Origin of the sequence: Thiothrix nivea DSM 5205 (genome assembly GCF_000260135.1) — a bacterium.
GTDB classification, from domain to species: Bacteria; Pseudomonadota; Gammaproteobacteria; order Thiotrichales; family Thiotrichaceae; genus Thiothrix; species Thiothrix nivea.
The window spans coordinates 160,694-177,231 of record NZ_JH651384.1; the positions used below are offsets into that span (position 1 = coordinate 160,694).

The following is a 16,538-nucleotide window of genomic DNA, read 5'->3' on the forward strand; positions in this document are numbered from 1 at the left end:
ATGAATACCGAGACTTTAAACAACTACCTGGCGGATATTAATCACCTGACCGACCAGAGCACGGTCGATGGTAAGAAATACTATGTTCATCCCAAGCTGAAAAATCTGGGCTGCGTGAATTTGGTGGTGATTCGGGAAGCACTTGCTCCTGTGGTATTCCGCAATGCAGAACAGGAAATTACCGATATTGAGGTAGACGGTGATGTCTATGTGCGTGCCGTACCCAATAAATTCAAATACGTGGAGCGCGGGCGTGGTTTGCAGATTTTGCGTGCCCTAGGTGTGGGTGGCAAACAGGCCCAGAACAAGACTGTGCTCTATAAAGGGCAGCAGCCATCAGATGCCTTCGATTTGAATGCACTGGTGTTTGGGGATTCCGCCAATTTTGATAGCCGTGTGTTGCCCGTCAAGGCAGCGGTGCACTACTCCGATGCCCTGAGCTTGCAAAGCAAGCACTTGTGTGTGGATGAGACCTTCCATAACCGAGCGATGGAAGATGGGACGTTGTACGATGCCGAAAAAGGCAAGAACTCGGATAACCTGTTTACCCGCCACTTTATCAAGCCGGGAACACTGATGGTTCAGGTGCTGAGTTCACGCGGCAAAATGCTGCCAGAGATTGCCCTGAAGCATTTATTGCTGAGTGTTGGCATGGCGGGTTCCTATGGTGGTCAAACTTCCGTGACAGGAACTAATATCCGCACCCATATTGTCGGTTTGTATGCCGATCAATTCGAGAAAGCCATCACCTCGCCTTATGCGCTGCTGGCAAAGATTAGTAATCAGGGGCTGGATGTGATGACGACCCAGGCTACGCTGCACGAATTGTTGGCGCCGGAACATGCATTGAGTATCGCCGGAGGCGAAGTTACCCAATGGCAGCAGGCACTGATTGAAGCCTTCAATCAAACAGGCAGCGAGTTGGAAAAGGAATACCAGCAAGCCCGACCCAAGGTTGCCGAATTGTTCGATCAATGGTTCCAGTAAACAGGCGGCTTAGGCATGAACAAGCTTATTACCGGCATACAGGCGGAGACGCTGACTCCCTTTACCTATCATTCCCTGATGGTGCAACAAGGCACGGCGACCTTGCCCGAATTGATCAGCGACCATGCGATTATGTTTGGTTTGGCAGCCAGTCTGGGCATGATGGATGCCAGCCCCTGTTTACCAAACAAGGATTATCGGAGGGATGTCACGCAAATGCCGTGGCGGGCATCGGTGTTTACCACCGATGAGCCACGTTTGTTGCCACCTCTGGTGCGGCGTTTGAACCTGACCGAGGAGGCAGGCTACCGCAAACGCATTCAGGATGTGGTGAAAAAAGGCAATTTGAAAGACTACTTCACCACCCAGGAAGTCCCACCCGGTGTGATTTTCCGGGGTGCGTTATTTGGCTATGACCCGTTTGCCGTAACAGGGCAAGATGAAATCATTATCCGCATTGGTCTGCACCGCAATGGCATGGTACGCCTGAGCAAGCCGGGTCGGAATAAGGGCGAACTGGCTATTGAGCAAGTGCAACTCAATGCCGCTACCGCGCACCTGTTCCAGCGCGAACTGCCCGTGGCACGTTACCTGCTGCACGGCATCCAGCTCAGCCCCGCCATGTCGCTGGCGGAAGCGCGGGATGAGGTCTTGCAATGGGTGTAGCGATGGAAGTCATGATTACCAGACACAGCGTTGCCAAACGCCCGGAAGATGGTTTATCGCCACTGCAATACCGCTTGCTGCACGAGAAAAAGCGCATCCGCATTGTCGATGCGCCTACAGGGGCGGGCAAAAGCTACGCCTTCCAGAAAGCCTTGCTGGAAGGGCAGCGCATCCTGTTTATCGTGCCTACCCGTCGGTTGGCACAGAATCTGGCGGCAGGTCTGATGCATGAACTGGTGCAGCAGGGCGAGCCGTGGACAGAGGCACTGGCGCGAAAAAAGGTGGCGGTGTTTACCTCGGATCAGACTCGCCAGCTACGTGAACAGGGGGAGCGGCGGATTAGCGGCTATCGGTTGCGCCAACTGGACGCACTCGATGAAACCTGTGATGAAGGCGAAATGATTATCGCCGTGCCTGAAGTCATCAGTAACCTGTTGCACCGCCCTCGGGAAGCGCTCACCAAAGGCAGTGCCGGGGATGGGGTATTTTCACTGTTGAGCCAGTTTGATCATATTGTTTTTGATGAATTCCACACGATTGAGGCGCAAGGTTTTGGGCTGGCAGCCTTGTTTGCCAAGCTCGCCAGTATTGAATTATCGGACGGCACGGCATTCGGCAAAGCAAAAATCAGTTTCCTGTCGGCGACACCCTTGGAGATTTACCCCACGCTGGAAAAGCTGGGGGTGGCAAAATCTGCGGTGGCACGATTGGAAGAAGAACTGGTGGATACTGCGGATGCTCGCCCTTTGCATGGCGATGTGTGTCTGACCCTTATGGCAGAAGAGTCCTTGCCTGCCTGTCTGCAACAGCATCATGAGTTGATCCAGCAGGAAGTCGCGGCAAACCGTCAGGTGGTGGTGATTTACAATGCGCTGGCTGACCTGCGGCGGGATTTGCCACGTTTGAAACGGCAACTTCAGCAATGGGGTATCAGTGCAAATAAAGTGCTGGTCATTAACAGCATCGACGATAGCGGCGAAAACCGCCAGACCCGTTATGGTTTTGCTAGCGGCAGGCAGCAAAACCCGGATCAGTTCAACATTCTGATTGCCACCGCCAGCGTGGAAATGGGCGTGACGTTCCGTGAAGCAAACGTGATGTTTATGGAGCCTGGATTTGCGCCGATGAGCTTCCTGCAACGCTACGGGCGTGCTGCACGGCGCGGAAAGGATGGGCAGGTGTTTGTGCGGCTGGATGAGGCAATAAGCAACCGTTTTCCTTGGCAACGAGAATTACGACAATGGCTTGAAGCGCTTCAGGGACAGTCGGTTAATGTGCTGGATTTCAACCGCATGTTAAGCGCATCAGCACAGTCGCGTTTTGAAACGGATGCCGAGCCAGATACTGAAACCAGACAGGATGAGGCAACGCATACGCCCCACTTTGGCAGCCTGTCGCATTATGCCAATTACTCTAGTGGTTTGTATTGGCAACAGCTCATTCAACATTCCAGCAACAAGGGGCATCGTGCTGGGCATTTGCGTACTTACCAACCACCAAGCAGTGCGCATGTGTACCAGTTACTAAAGGCTATTCAGCCGTTGCTGGATGACCCCGACTACCAGCGTTCTGCACGGGAATGGTATCGCTGGTTTATGCAACGGGCGCTGATGCTGCGTGATATTGGCAAGCGCGTTACGGTTATCGAGGGCGATGGTTTCAAATTGCAGGCAGATCGGGTGTGGCTGGCGCGTGAAACCTCGGTGCTAAGGCTACCCTTGCTGCAAGATGCACAGAAAAATGACTACTTCCAACTGGAAGGTGATCTGGATGATTACCTGCTGCCGGAAGATGAGCGCCAGCGCGTGCAGCGCATGATGAAAGTGTACTACCCGCATAAGCCGGTTATTGATGAGCTGAAGGTAGATGCGAGCCTTGTGCGGGAATGGCTGAGGGTGTTTGAGGACAGGCGTCGGTGTATTGACACTGACGAGGCTTGGGAAACCTACCCTGAAGCAATGCAGGCGGTGGATACGCTGGTGCGCCTGACGGGTTGTGTGGCGGGGCATGATGTGGATATTGCGGCGGATGCAGTATGTGGGGTTTTGGGCTGAACATGCTAAATGAGCATAGTAGATACCAGAGTATATACCGTGTTTTTGCGGCTGGGAAGTTGTCGGTGCTGGCTCTATGAAAGCCGATTTCCACTGGCCGCTGGCAACAACGTTTTACCAACGCATCGAGCGCCTCAACCTGCACGGCTTGCACTTCCAGCATGTTGCCTTGTGTGAACGGCGTGCCTGGATGTATTTGCACAAGGTGAATTTCGCGCAATGGTATTCGCGGGTGCAGACCGGCAATGCGCTGCACGCCACCAGTTACCAGCGTGATCATTCGGTGCGGGGGTTGTTTGGTTTGGCTCCTGACCGGATCGACTGGGAAAACAGCATTGTCTACGAGAACAAGGGCAGCGCAGGGGCGGTGGATGCATCCAGCGAGCAGACGGCTTTCTATGCGCTGATGCTGTCGATCACTACCGGCAAGTGCTGGCGTGCCTATACGCATGTACTGACTTCGCGCCGCAAGCGGGAGGTGATGCTGGATGCCAAGCGCTTGCAGACATTATGGAATGCCTCCGTGAGGCTGGAGCAACTGGCGGAGCAGGAAAGTGTACCTGCTGCGAGGCGTATCGGTTTGTGCCAGACCTGTTCGCTGGCAGCATTTTGTGGCTTTGATTAAGGATGCCAGATGGAAACCCTGTTCGTTTCAAAGGAAGCGCAGTTGCGCCAGCATGAGAACACGCTGCAAATCAAGGTGGGCGACCAGAAGCGATCCCTGCCGATTGAAAAGCTGTCGCATGTGGTGCTGCTGTCGGAAAGCCGCCTGAATTCCCGCCTGTTGGGATTATGTGGGAAACACGGTGTGCGGCTGTCGGTTTTCGACTACTACGGCTATTTCAAGGGCGCGTTTGAACCGGCGGACAAGAGTCCGGCGGGTAAGGTCAAACTCAAACAGGCTGAATTGCTGCTGGATGATGCCCGCCGCATGGCGGTAGCGCGCGAGATTGTGCGCGGCGCGAGCCATAACATGCTGGCCAACCTGCGTTACTACCAGTACCGGGGTAACGAGGGTATGAAGCAGCCGGTAGCCGATATGCAGCAACTGCTGGCCTCTATCCCCAAAGCTAAGGATACCAACAGCCTGATGGGGATCGAGGGGCAATTGCACCAGTATTATTATGCAGCCTGGCCGTCTATCCACCCTGAGTTGGGGTTTGGCAAGCGGGTACGGCGTCCGCCCAATAATCCGGTCAATTGCCTGTTGTCGTTCCTGAATCAGCTGGTTTATACGGTGGTGCGGCATGAAATCAGCAAGACGCATCTGGAGGAAACCTTCAGCCTGCTACATGCTCCGGGTTATGGTCGCGCTTCCCTCAGTCTTGATCTGGCCGAGCCGTTCAAGCCGGTGCTGACCGACATGCTGATTTTCCGCATGGTGCAACGGCGGATGGTGGATGCCAGCTGGTTTGAGCAGCATGATCAGGTATGTCTGCTGAGTGAAACCGGGCGGCGGCAGGTGGCGGAACAGTTTTCCCTGCGTCTGGAGGAACAGTATCAGGGGCGCAGTTTCCGCAACTGGATTTACCACGAAGCCCTGGTGCTGGAACGCGAGGTGCTGGGCATGGCCGAATACGAATCCTTCAAACGGAGAGTCTGATGTTCATGCTGGTCACGTATGATGTGGAGGCCAAGCGCACGGAGAAAATGAACATCCCCGGGGCAAGCCCTCTCCCTTCGGTCGACTTTCTCGTTTCACTCGAAAGCGGGGTATCACTTCACTTCGCTCACACACTGCGTGGCTCGCTACGTTCAACAGCGCCTTCCGACGCTGTTTGAAGAATCGCCCCAAGGGGCGGGGAATAAGACCCGAAGCGATTCAAAAAGCTGTTGCGCCGTTTTCTGAACCACGAGCAATATTCTGTTTTTACCGGCGACATCACCGATGCACAGGCTATCAGGCTCCAGCATGAACTGAGCCGCTTGATGATTCCGGGGGATCGTGTCACGGAAATACGCGCTGCCAACCGGCAGAATATTGAGGTCAGCCATCTTGCCAAGAGCGAAGCAGGGAAGGGGGAATTGAAACGGACGCCGCTTGATGACCACCGCCGTGATTTTACGGTTCTGTAAGCTGACTTCGACCTTGGATGAAGCCAAAACTACCTGCCTTTGATGTCTATTGTGTTTCTGTTCGTGCTATTTTTATCTGGTCTGGTTTCGAGCTGGGTGCTGAGTTTGGCTTGGAATCGGGTGTTCCGAATCCCCATGAGGGGTTATGAGAGCCGATGTTCACGTCCTGCAACAGCGGGTTGGCGGGTTCCGAATCCCCATGAGGGGTTATGAGACAATCATCGGATTCCGCACTGGCCATCAGGCGCAGGTTCCGAATCCCCATGAGGGGTTATGAGCAAAAATGAAATACATCTGTAGCAAATGCGATACTGAGTTCCGAATCCCCATGAGGGGTTATGAGGATGGGTATACGTCATGAGCGCGGCAGGCGAACTCAGTTCCGAATCCCCATGAGGGGTTATGAGAAGCACAAAAGCGAATGTCATAAACATACGTTTCTCGTTCCGAATCCCCATGAGGGGTTATGAGGTGCAGATCAACAGGCCGGACATCATCAGCATGGACGTTCCGAATCCCCATGAGGGGTTATGAGCGGAATTGCTGAATGCGTCCACCGGCACGGTACTGACGTTCCGAATCCCCATGAGGGGTTATGAGTCAGCAGGTGTTCGACCGCCTACTTTTTCCTGCAACGTTCCGAATCCCCATGAGGGGTTATGAGAAGCAAGGCGATCTGACCCTGCTGACTACTGACGAAAGTTCCGAATCCCCATGAGGGGTTATGAGAGCTTAACCAGGCAGGTCGTAATGGTCATCTGGATGGTTCCGAATCCCCATGAGGGGTTATGAGAGCAGGTTATCATCGGTTAATCTGCCGATTGCTCCGGTTCCGAATCCCCATGAGGGGTTATGAGTCTCAATAAAGGGTGCGGGCACTTCGGTCTGACACAGTTCCGAATCCCCATGAGGGGTTATGAGTGGTAAAGCTGGCAGAGGCTGGGGAGAACTTGAGGGGTTCCGAATCCCCATGAGGGGTTATGAGATGATGGAGCGTCATATTCAGCCAGCCAATAGCTGAGTTCCGAATCCCCATGAGGGGTTATGAGCAGAGGATTATGTCTGGTTGCGCAACGGAATCGTGGGTTCCGAATCCCCATGAGGGGTTATGAGCGCGACTTGACGGCTGGCGAACAGCACATCCAGCGCGTTCCGAATCCCCATGAGGGGTTATGAGGCCGCGCCGCAGCCCTGCTGAAAAGCAGCCGCAAAGGTTCCGAATCCCCATGAGGGGTTATGAGTTGCTGCGAAGATTGCGAAAGCAGAACAGGTGTACGTGTTCCGAATCCCCATGAGGGGTTATGAGTTGTATGCCAGAAGCCTTGCAACAATTCACATTAATAGTTCCGAATCCCCATGAGGGGTTATGAGAGTCAGAACACGGAAAAACTGCCGGGCAAGTTGAAGTGTTCCGAATCCCCATGAGGGGTTATGAGGATACATTGGCGGGATTGCAGGCGGCGTTCATGTCTGTTCCGAATCCCCATGAGGGGTTATGAGACTGATTTCACCAGTAGCGGGTCGACGCCGAATTCAGGTTCCGAATCCCCATGAGGGGTTATGAGCGCCGCGTTGACCGGCGCGGCGGGGAGTAGATTGGGGTTCCGAATCCCCATGAGGGGTTATGAGGATTTAACCGGCATTGGCGCAGGCTGTGGTTCCCGGGTTCCGAATCCCCATGAGGGGTTATGAGACGCGCAACTGCTGGCGCTGGCGGAAATCATGGTGGGTTCCGAATCCCCATGAGGGGTTATGAGAGCTTAACCAGGCAGGTCGTAATGGTCATCTGGATGGTTCCGAATCCCCATGAGGGGTTATGAGAGCAGGTTATCATCGGTTAATCGTAAGCGCCGTTAAATCGCCCTACTTGCCCTTGTCAAAAAAAGGGACTTTTTTCGCACATTTCTCCAGCGGCACATTCCATGGCAGGAGGGCCTCCCATTTTTCCAGGGTGTCGGCCTGGGCGATATGCTCCAGCAGATAGCGGATATAGGCATACGGTTCGAGGCCGTTGGCCTTGGCGGTTTCAATCAGGGAATAACAGGCGGCGCTGGCGCGCGCGCCATGCGGGGTGTCGGCAAACAGCCAGGCTTTGCGGCCCACGGCAAAGGGGCGGATGGCGTTCTCCGCCAGCACATTGCTGATATGCAGGTCGCCGCGTTGGCAGTAGCCACTCAGGTATTCCCACTGGTTGAGGCAGTATTCCATCGCCTTGCGGGTGAGGCCGCCTTTCATCACCTTGCCGACCTGCGTTTCCAGCCAGGTTTTCAGTTCGTTGAGCAGGGGGCACGCTCAACTGCTGGCGCAGGCGGTATTTCTCCGCCGTGTCCAGACCCTTGATGTTGTCCTCGATGCGGTAGAGCCTGCGGATCATGCCCAGGGCAATATCCGCCAGGGTGGGTTTGCCACGGGCCTGTTTGCCGCCCGCCGCCTTGACGGCCTCCACGAACTTGCGGCGGGCATGGTCCCAGCAGCCAATGCGGGTGATGGCGTTGTTGCGGCACACGGCGGCGTAACCGGAATAGCCGTCGGCCTGGAAAATGCCGTGGAAGTCCATCAGTAGGCGTTCGGGGACGCTCCCCGCCCGGCTGGGGTCGTATTCAAACAAGACCGCCACCTGGTTCGGCGGGCCGCCCCGCACCACCCACATCCATTTGTCGGCCTGGGCGGTTTGCCGTCCTCCTTCAGCACCTGGATGCGGGTTTCATCGCCTTGCAGGTAAGCGCCGCTGTTCTGGGTTTCGCGCAGCAGGTTGAGCAGGGGTTTGAAGCTGTCCTCCAGACGGATGATCCAGTGGGCCATGCTGCTGCGGCTGAGTTCCGCGCCGTGGCGTTTGAAAATGCCCTCCAGGCGGTACAGGGCAGGCCATCGGCGTATTTGGCGATGATGACCTGCGTCAGCAGGTTGAGGCTGGCATGGCATTTGCCCAACGGATGGGGCGGACGGGCGGCGGCGACCAGCGTTGGCCCGCCATCTGCCGTTGCCGGGGCGGGATCCTGGCTGGCCCCGGCGGCAAACACGGCTTTTTCCTGCCAGTATTCCAGCACCACCAGTTGCGCCGGGATGTAGTCCAGCTCTTCCTTGACCTTGGTGAAAAACGTGCGGGTCGCCCCGGCTTTTTCCGCATCACCCAACAACAGCTCCACCCGTTGGCGCTTCAGCCCGGGCGGGAAGCCGCGCTGGCGTTGGCTGGGGCGGGGCCTGGCGGGTTCCGCCTCCGGCAGTCGTCCGGCGATGTCCTCCAGCGCGGTTGCCAACTCGGCTTCATCAAACAGGTCAATCTGGAAGGGGAGCTTTTCAGACTGGGCGCTAAACCGCTGTATTTTGGCCAGGCGCAGCATTTCTTCCAGGAGCTGGATATGGTGGTCACGCTGTTTCAGGACGGCGGCAAATTCCGCCTCTTGCTGCGCCAGCAACTGGCGCAGGCGGGCAGCGTCCAGGTCGCTATGGGATGTGGTTTTGGGGGCTGGCGGCGGTGCTAAATCCATGGGTTAAATGATAACAAAATCATCAGGATAAGTCGCTAAAACAGCGCCCCGTAGCACAACTTTTTATGCCCTTTGAGCAGGCTGATGTCATAACCGTCCAGCAGCCAGTTGATCTGCTGGGCCGTCAGCGCCATCACCCCGCCATCCCCCGTTTGCGGCCAATGGAACTTCTCTTCCGCCAGGGCTTTGTAATACAGCACAAAGCCATTGTCTTCCCAATACAGGCATTTGATTTTCGTGCGCTGGCGGTTGGTGAAGGCGTACAGCGCCCCGGCAAACGGGTCGTGGCCCAATTCCTGCGCCACGATCGCCGCCAGCCCCTGGGCGGCCTTGCGGAAATCAATGGGCGGGCGGTAAAGGTAAATGTCCGGCATCTCCCCGGCGGGGCGGAAATAACGGGCCATTACAACTGCCCCAGCAACCGGCGCAGCAAGGCCACATTGCCGGGGTGGATATTCCTGATCACCAGGCCATTCGGCAGGGACAGCTCCAGGCCATCGCCCGTCCGGGCGTCTGTCCCCGGCTGCGCCGGGCGGACAGTCACGAAACCGGAAGGCTCTGGCAATACCGGGCGTTTGCCATCCCCGGGCGGCTTGCCCGCCGTACCGCATAATTTGCGCCGCCAGTAGACAAAGCCGTGGTAACTCAACTGTTCCTGTTCACAATACTGGACTCCGGAAAGGCCGGAGGACTGGAAGCGTTGGAGCTGGGCTTGCCAGTACGCCAGACGCCCATCTTGACCTGGATTCATCGTGTTCTCCCATGCAATCTGTTGCTGATGGGCTGAGTGTCCGGGATTACGTGGGGCGCTGAAAGGAGGGGGATTTAGAAGCGCTTACGGTTAATCTGCCGATTGCTCCGGTTCCGAATCCCCATGAGGGGTTATGAGTCTCAATAAAGGGTGCGGGCACTTCGGTCTGACACAGTTCCGAATCCCCATGAGGGGTTATGAGAATCAATCAGCTCAACATCCACACTATTTAGCCTCGGTTCCGAATCCCCATGAGGGGTTATGAGTTCACCCTATGATAGTTTCCAATGCACTGGATAATTGTTCCGAATCCCCATGAGGGGTTATGAGATTGTGCCGAAAATTCCGGTGCATAAGTGCTATGTGGTTCCGAATCCCCATGAGGGGTTATGAGTTTCCCGGCGAGGTTTACCCGCCATTGAAAGACGCGGTTCCGAATCCCCATGAGGGGTTATGAGCCAACTACCGTCCCCACCTGGGGGAACCCGAACAGCGTTCCGAATCCCCATGAGGGGTTATGAGCTGGCGCTGGAAAAAGCTGGATTATGCTGCAAAATAGTTCCGAATCCCCATGAGGGGTTATGAGGGGCCATGAAGAAACACCGCATTGCAGCCCCGCACCGTTCCGAATCCCCATGAGGGGTTATGAGTGCTGGATGCACTGGGTTTGTCCGGTTACGTGCTGCGTTCCGAATCCCCATGAGGGGTTATGAGGATAAACTGGCGTTCAATTTTGCGTGTGATGTCCCAGTTCCGAATCCCCATGAGGGGTTATGAGCAGCCAACCACCAGCCGTATCACTGCGCAACCCTCTGTTCCGAATCCCCATGAGGGGTTATGAGAATTTCCTGAGCAACCCGGCAGGGGTGCTCAACCCGGGTTCCGAATCCCCATGAGGGGTTATGAGAAGAGCCTAACGACGACATCGACGACGGACGCGGGGGTTCCGAATCCCCATGAGGGGTTATGAGTTGAACAAATTCCAGAATAAGGCGTATTTCAACGGGTTCCGAATCCCCATGAGGGGTTATGAGAAAGCAACAAAGCCAACTCTGTTGTGCAGCGTACCCGGTTCCGAATCCCCATGAGGGGTTATGAGTTGTCGACAAGGTTGGATGGGGTTGTCGACAAGGTTGTTCCGAATCCCCATGAGGGGTTATGAGCGCAGTTGGGACAAAACCTTCACCCGCAATACTCCCGTTACGGGAGTGTGCTACTATCGGCGCGACCCACCCAACCACAGGACGCAGCATGAATATCGCACAACTCACTACAGATTTCGCCATCGCCGACCAACTGGCCTTTGTCGAAGGCAAAGGCGGTGTGCCCTGCATCCAGGTCAGCAACAGCCACGCCGATGCACTGATTTCGATATACGCCGGGCAGCTGCTGTCATACACCCCCAAAGGCGCGGCGGATGTGCTGTTTGTCAGCGACAAGGCATATTACGCAAGTGGCAAGGCAATCAAGGGCGGCGTGCCGATTTGTTGGCCATGGTTCGGCGCAGACCCCGAAGGCAAGGGCCGCCCGGCGCACGGTTTCATGCGCAACCGCATGTGGGACGTGTGGGCAACCCGTGGGAATGCTGACGGTTCCACCACCGTAATCCTCGGCGTGGAATCTTCCCCGGAAACACTGGCTATCTGGCCACACGCCTTCAAGCTGGCGGTGGAAATCACCGTAGGCAACACCCTGCAACTGGCACTGGTGACGCAAAACACGGGTGACGCAGCCTTTACCCTCACGCAAGCCCTGCACACCTACTTCTCGGTCGGTGACATTGCCCAAACCACCGTGACCGGTCTGGAAGGCAGGCAATACATCGACAAGGCAGCAGGCGCAGGCGACGCAATCAGACCACAAGCTGGCGCAGTGACCATCGCGGCAGAAGTTGATCGGGTTTACCTCAACGTCCCGGCGGCACTGGCGATTCAGGACGGGGCGCAAAACCGCACTATCCACATCACTTCCTCTGGCAATAAAACAGCCGTGGTGTGGAACCCGTGGGCAAAAATCGCAGCAGAAATGGCCGACTTGCAGGACGATGACTACACCCGTTTTGTCTGCGTGGAAACCACCAACGCCGTGGATGACGTGGTGGAGGTTCCGGCGGGTAGTGAATTCCGTTTGGTAGCAGAATACGCGGTATAAATGACAACACAGACCGAACCCAAACGCGGCAAGCCCGACCCCGCGATCACCACCGCCCTCACCAACTGGAAAGCACATTCCGGCTTCTGGCTGAAAGCCGCAGTCGCCGTTGGCCTCGTTTCCGGCCTGTTGCTGATTGCGCAGGCATGGTTGTTGGCGACCACCGTCAATGCGGTCGTTTTCAACAAAGCGGTGCTGGCGGATGTCATGCCTTGGCTGTGGGGGATGTTGGCCATTTTCCTGCTGCGCGCCGGGTTGGCGTGGGCGTCGGAACAGGCTGCCTTCCACGCAGCCATCCAGGTCAAACTCGCCATCCGCGAGCAACTTTACCGGCACGTGCAGCAACTCGGCCCCGCCTGGCTGAGTGGTGAACGCTCCGGCGACATCATCAACTCCCTCAGCGACGGGGTGGAGGCGCTGGAAGCCTATTACGCCCGTTACATCCCCGCCATGTCGCTGATCGCGCTGGTGCCACTGGCGATACTGGCGTTCGTGTTTGGCAGTGACTGGCTGTCTGGCCTGATCATGTTGGTGACTGCGCCGCTGATCCCGGTGTTCATGATTTTGATCGGCAAGGGCACGGAAAAGCGTAACCAGCAGCAGTGGAAATCCCTCGCCCGCATGAGCGCCCATTTCCTCGACGTAATCCAGGGGCTGACCACCCTCAAGCTGTTCAATGCCAGCCGCCGCGAAGCGCAGATGGTGGCGCAAATTTCCGACCAGTACCGCCAGTCCACTATGTCGGTGCTGCGGATCGCGTTTCTTTCATCGTTCGCGCTCGAATTCCTGGCCACCGTCAGCATTGCGCTGGTCGCCGTGTTTATCGGCTTCCGTTTGTTCTGGGGGGAAATGGATTTCTTCTACGGTCTGTTTGTGCTGCTGCTCGCACCTGAATTCTACCTGCCGCTGCGCAATATGGGCACGCAGTACCATGCGCGCATGGAGGCGATCGGGGCGGCGGAGCGGATAATGGGGATATTGGCAGAAACCCCTCCCCAGCCCTCCCCTTATCAGGGGAGGTTGGGAGGGGTTTCTTTCAACGCTGTCAATTTCACCTACCCCGACGGCAGGCAAGCCCTGAATAATGTATCGCTGGAAATCCACCCCAACGAAACCCTCGCCATCGTCGGCCCCAGCGGCGCAGGCAAAACCACCCTGACCAACCTGCTGATGGGTTTCCTGCAACCGCAAAGCGGGCAAATCCTCGTCGGCGGCCAGCCGTTACAAGGCATTACACTGGAGGAATGGCGCAAGCAATTCGCCTGGCTGCCACAAAAGCCGCAACTATTCCCCGGCACGGTGGCTGACAACATCCGCCTCGGCCACCCGCAGGCCAGTCTGGAAGCGGTGCAAGCCGCCGCCGAACAGGCGCAAGCCCACGCCTTCATCGCTGCCTTGCCCAAAGGCTACGATACCGTCGTCGGCGAAGCGGGGCAGGGGCTTTCCGGTGGCCAAATCCAGCGGATTGCACTGGCACGTGCTTTCCTCAAGGATGCGCCGCTGGTGATCCTCGACGAAGCCACCGCCAATCTGGATATGGAAAGCGAAACCCTCGTCCACCGTGCCGTGCAACAACTGGCGCAAGGCCGCACCCTGATCATGATTGCCCACCGTCTGCGTACCGTGCGTGATGCCGACCGTATTGTCGTGGTTGATGGCGGGCAGGTGGCGCAAGCCGGAACCCATGCCGAATTGCTGGCAACATCCCCTGTCTACCGCCAGATGGTGCAAGCTTACGGGGGTGAAGCATGAACGACCTGCTGCGTTTGCTGCGTCTGTTCAAGCCTTATCATGGCTGGATGGCGCTGGGCGCGTTTCTCTCGTTCATCACCTTGTTGGCGAATGTGGGGCTGATGGCGGTTTCCGGCTGGTTCATTACCGCCATGGCGATGGCGGGCGTGGCCGGGGTGACGATGAACTATTTCACCCCGTCTGCACTGATCCGGCTGGCGGCGATTGTGCGTACCGCCGGGCGCTACGGGGAACGGCTGGTCACGCACGAAGCCACTTTCCGCCTGTTGGCCGAACTGCGGGTATGGTTCTACCAAAAGCTGGAACCGCTGGCCCCAGCACGGCTGGAAGCCTTCCGTAGCGGCGACTTGCTCAGCCGTATCCGCGCCGACATCGACAAGCTGGATACGGTCTACTTGCGTCTGTTGGTGCCGCTGCTGGTGGCATTGCTGGCAACGCTGGTATTCGTAGTGGTGCTCTTGTTCTACCACCCACTGCTAGCGCTGGTCGAGGGTGGCTTGTTACTGATTGCCGGTATTTTCATCCCGTGGCTGATGAACCGGCTGGGGCATCGCACCGGCCAGCAAATGGTGATGACCAAGGCGCAGATGCGTGCGGCGCTGGTGAATGACTTGCAGGGCATGGGTGAACTGCTGGTGTATGGTGCGGATGCACGCCATGCCAGTGAAATCCAGCGCCTTTCCCAGCAATTGGCGCAACAGCAGCAGAAAATGAGCGGCTTGCAAGGTATCTCGCAGGGCGCGCTCGGCCTGTGCGCCAATCTGGCGATGTGGGGCATGATGCTGGTGGCGATTCCACTGGTTTCCTCCGGCAGTCTGGCCCCGCCAGAGCTGGCAATGCTGGCGCTGTTCGCGCTGGCGAGTTTCGAGGCGGTAATGCCGCTGCCACTGGCATTCCAGACGTTGGGGGAAACACTGGCAGCACTGCGGCGTATTTTCGAGCTAGTGGATATGCAACCAGCCGTGCAGGAACCAGCACAGCCGTTGCCCATGCCGGAAGCGTTCCATTTTACGTTTCAGGATGTGGGTTTCCGCTACGGCGAAGCTGCCGATACCCTGCAAAACATCACGCTCGATTTCCCGCCCGCCAGCAAACTGGCCATTGTCGGCGCTACTGGCTCCGGTAAAAGCACGTTGGCCAGCCTGTTGCTGCGTTTCCGCGAGCCTGCCAGTGGTGAACTGCTGCTGGCTGGCCAGCCGATCCAGCGCTACAGTGGCGAAGCTCTCCGCCAGCACATTGCGGTTGTTTCCCAGCAAACCCATTTGTTTAACGCCACCCTCCGCGACAACCTGCTATTGGCAAAACCGGATGCAAGTCAGGGTGAAATCGAAACAGCCTGTCAGCTGGCCTTGCTCCACGATTTCATTGCCAACCAGCCGGAGGGCTACGACACCTGGGCTGGCGAAACCGGGGTACGGTTGTCGGGCGGGCAGGCCAAACGGGTTGCCATTGCGCGCGCCCTGCTGAAAAATGCGCCTGTGCTGATCCTCGACGAGCCAACCGAGGGGCTGGATCCGGAAACTGCCCGGTTGGTCATGCGCAATATCATCCAGCATGTGCAACGCAACCGGCACAGCCTGCTGCTGATTACCCACCGCCTGCACGGTCTGGAGCAGATGGATGGCATTCATGTCATGGACAAAGGCCGTATTATCGAGTCCGGAACCCAGGCAGAATTGCTGGCGGCACAAGGCCATTTCCATTATCTGGCAGAAAACAGCAAGTTATTGGGCGCGCAAATAAAACGCTAAAATGTTTGCGAATTCACAATGCGACTTTATCAGCAAGCTCTAATATGAAGCGCTGATATTGGAGGATTTGAATGATGGAACAGCAGGCAAGCGTGGATCAAGCTACACACTGTCCAGTCAACGAACTGCCCATTTTTGCCGGATTGGGGGATAAATTCCGCGAAGCGCTCAAGAAGGTCGAGAGTGACGCGGTTAATTATTCGGCGGCTGAGACCATTTATAGTGCTGGCGCAGAAGCCCAAAACTTTTACGTGGTGCGTGACGGTTATGTCAAGCTGTTCAAAACCACCCTGAGCGGCAAGGATCAGATCATCCGCATCGTCAAACCCGGCGAGCTGTTCGGCTTCGACGGTTTGGTTGACGTGCTTTACAACCACAGTGCTGTCCCCCTCAAGCACGCCACGGTCTGCCGCATCCCGGTCGAACGCCTGCGCACCTTGGGCGATCAACGCCCCGAAGTTGAACGCCTGATCATGGTGCGTTGCATCAAGGAACTGCAACATGCCGATGAACGCCTGCTGGAACTTGGCGCAAAACGCTCAGCCGAACGGCTGGCCAGTTTCTTGTTGTCTTGGTGCGGGGGTACGCCATCCGGCAAGTGGACGCCGCTCGTCCTTTCCCGTCTCGAAATCGCCCAGTTGCTGGGTTTGACCATTGAAACCGTCAGCCGCCTGTTTGCCCAGTGGAAGCGCGCCAGTTTGGTGGAGGAAAAGCGCCAGGCCCTGCGTATCTTGGATCTGAAGCTGCTGCAACAGGTTGCCGACAGCCGCGAGTAAGTGCGGTTTTCCCCTCCCCACAGAGTTGGGAAGCTTGCAGGCTGCGCCTACAACAGTCTGGTAGTTTCGGCTATCATACCTAGCTT

General features: G+C 56.8%; 12 protein-coding genes, 1 pseudogene and 2 CRISPR repeat arrays. Of the genes and pseudogenes, 10 read left to right on the forward strand and 3 right to left on the reverse strand.

The annotated features are described in order from the left end of the window. The 6 genes from cas7d to THINI_RS01075 all read left to right on the forward strand — a co-directional run bounded on the left by cas7d (position 1) and on the right by THINI_RS01075 (position 5,783). A complete protein-coding gene (gene cas7d, locus THINI_RS01045) occupies positions 1 to 987 on the forward strand; it encodes a type I-D CRISPR-associated protein Cas7/Csc2 (protein WP_002706834.1) in 987 nt (328 codons plus the stop codon). A gap of 15 nt (positions 988 to 1,002) precedes the next feature. Beyond that, entirely contained in the window at positions 1,003 to 1,653 is a 651-nt protein-coding gene (locus THINI_RS01050; protein WP_002706835.1) for a hypothetical protein, read from the forward strand. Further along, positions 1,644 to 3,707 (forward strand): DEAD/DEAH box helicase, encoded by a 2,064-nt coding sequence (locus tag THINI_RS01055; protein ID WP_002706836.1) that lies wholly within the window; start codon positions 1,644 to 1,646, stop codon positions 3,705 to 3,707. Before THINI_RS01050 ends, THINI_RS01055 begins: the two co-directional genes overlap by 10 nt. Before the next feature lie 76 nt (positions 3,708 to 3,783). Continuing rightward, positions 3,784 to 4,332: a CRISPR-associated protein Cas4 gene (locus THINI_RS01060; protein ID WP_002706837.1), complete on the forward strand. Its 549-nt coding sequence runs from the start codon at positions 3,784 to 3,786 to the stop codon at positions 4,330 to 4,332. Positions 4,333 to 4,341: 9 nt separating this feature from the next. Then, positions 4,342 to 5,310, forward strand: coding sequence for a CRISPR-associated endonuclease Cas1 (gene cas1, locus THINI_RS01065; protein ID WP_002706838.1), 969 nt, complete (start codon positions 4,342 to 4,344; stop codon positions 5,308 to 5,310). Positions 5,311 to 5,537: 227 nt separating this feature from the next. Further along, positions 5,538 to 5,783, forward strand: coding sequence for a CRISPR-associated endonuclease Cas2 (locus THINI_RS01075; protein WP_154724316.1), 246 nt, complete (start codon positions 5,538 to 5,540; stop codon positions 5,781 to 5,783). A gap of 122 nt (positions 5,784 to 5,905) precedes the next feature. Further along, a CRISPR array of direct repeats spans positions 5,906 to 7,604; the repeat unit is 28 nt; unit sequence GTTCCGAATCCCCATGAGGGGTTATGAG. Positions 7,605 to 7,646: 42 nt separating this feature from the next. Here the strand turns inward: THINI_RS01075 and tnpC are convergent. From tnpC to tnpA, 3 genes and pseudogenes are all read right to left on the reverse strand, one after another. Next, a pseudogene (gene tnpC, locus THINI_RS01080) lies at positions 7,647 to 9,271 on the reverse strand (IS66 family transposase). Positions 9,272 to 9,306: 35 nt separating this feature from the next. Next, a complete protein-coding gene (gene tnpB / locus THINI_RS25540; protein WP_002706841.1) occupies positions 9,307 to 9,675 on the reverse strand; it encodes an IS66 family insertion sequence element accessory protein TnpB in 369 nt (122 codons plus the stop codon). Next, positions 9,675 to 10,022: an IS66 family insertion sequence element accessory protein TnpA gene (gene tnpA / locus THINI_RS25545; RefSeq protein WP_002706643.1), complete on the reverse strand. Its 348-nt coding sequence runs from the start codon at positions 10,020 to 10,022 to the stop codon at positions 9,675 to 9,677. The genes tnpB and tnpA overlap by 1 nt, the downstream gene beginning before the upstream one ends. A 110-nt stretch (positions 10,023 to 10,132) precedes the next feature. Further along, positions 10,133 to 11,185: a CRISPR direct-repeat array (repeat unit 28 nt; unit sequence GTTCCGAATCCCCATGAGGGGTTATGAG). Positions 11,186 to 11,273: 88 nt separating this feature from the next. Between tnpA and THINI_RS01095 the strand changes: the two genes are divergently transcribed. The 4 genes from THINI_RS01095 to THINI_RS01110 all read left to right on the forward strand — a co-directional run bounded on the left by THINI_RS01095 (position 11,274) and on the right by THINI_RS01110 (position 16,452). Next, positions 11,274 to 12,173 carry a D-hexose-6-phosphate mutarotase gene (locus THINI_RS01095; RefSeq protein WP_002706842.1) on the forward strand — a complete coding sequence of 300 codons (900 nt, stop codon included), beginning with the start codon at positions 11,274 to 11,276 and terminating at the stop codon, positions 12,171 to 12,173. Next, entirely contained in the window at positions 12,174 to 13,925 is a 1,752-nt protein-coding gene (gene cydD / locus THINI_RS01100) for a thiol reductant ABC exporter subunit CydD (RefSeq protein ID WP_002706843.1), read from the forward strand. Continuing rightward, positions 13,922 to 15,676: a thiol reductant ABC exporter subunit CydC gene (cydC, locus tag THINI_RS01105; RefSeq protein WP_002706844.1), complete on the forward strand. Its 1,755-nt coding sequence runs from the start codon at positions 13,922 to 13,924 to the stop codon at positions 15,674 to 15,676. The genes cydD and cydC overlap by 4 nt, the downstream gene beginning before the upstream one ends. Positions 15,677 to 15,747: 71 nt before the next feature. Further along, complete coding sequence (locus THINI_RS01110) at positions 15,748 to 16,452, forward strand: Crp/Fnr family transcriptional regulator (protein ID WP_002706845.1); 705 nt, start codon at positions 15,748 to 15,750, stop codon at positions 16,450 to 16,452. Positions 16,453 to 16,538 lie beyond the last annotated feature (86 nt).

Coding starts and splice junctions, on each gene's coding strand:
- cas7d (WP_002706834.1), top strand. CDS start 1: ATGAATACCGAGACTTTAAACAACTACCTGGCGGATATTAATCACCTG.
- cydC (WP_002706844.1), top strand. CDS start 13,922: ATGAACGACCTGCTGCGTTTGCTGCGTCTGTTCAAGCCTTATCATGGC.
- THINI_RS01055 (WP_002706836.1), top strand. CDS start 1,644: ATGGGTGTAGCGATGGAAGTCATGATTACCAGACACAGCGTTGCCAAA.
- THINI_RS01050 (WP_002706835.1), top strand. CDS start 1,003: ATGAACAAGCTTATTACCGGCATACAGGCGGAGACGCTGACTCCCTTT.
- THINI_RS01095 (WP_002706842.1), top strand. CDS start 11,274: ATGAATATCGCACAACTCACTACAGATTTCGCCATCGCCGACCAACTG.
- tnpB (WP_002706841.1), bottom strand. CDS start 9,675: ATGGCCCGTTATTTCCGCCCCGCCGGGGAGATGCCGGACATTTACCTT.
- THINI_RS01110 (WP_002706845.1), top strand. CDS start 15,748: ATGATGGAACAGCAGGCAAGCGTGGATCAAGCTACACACTGTCCAGTC.
- cydD (WP_002706843.1), top strand. CDS start 12,174: ATGACAACACAGACCGAACCCAAACGCGGCAAGCCCGACCCCGCGATC.
- THINI_RS01060 (WP_002706837.1), top strand. CDS start 3,784: ATGAAAGCCGATTTCCACTGGCCGCTGGCAACAACGTTTTACCAACGC.
- cas1 (WP_002706838.1), top strand. CDS start 4,342: ATGGAAACCCTGTTCGTTTCAAAGGAAGCGCAGTTGCGCCAGCATGAG.
- tnpA (WP_002706643.1), bottom strand. CDS start 10,022: ATGAATCCAGGTCAAGATGGGCGTCTGGCGTACTGGCAAGCCCAGCTC.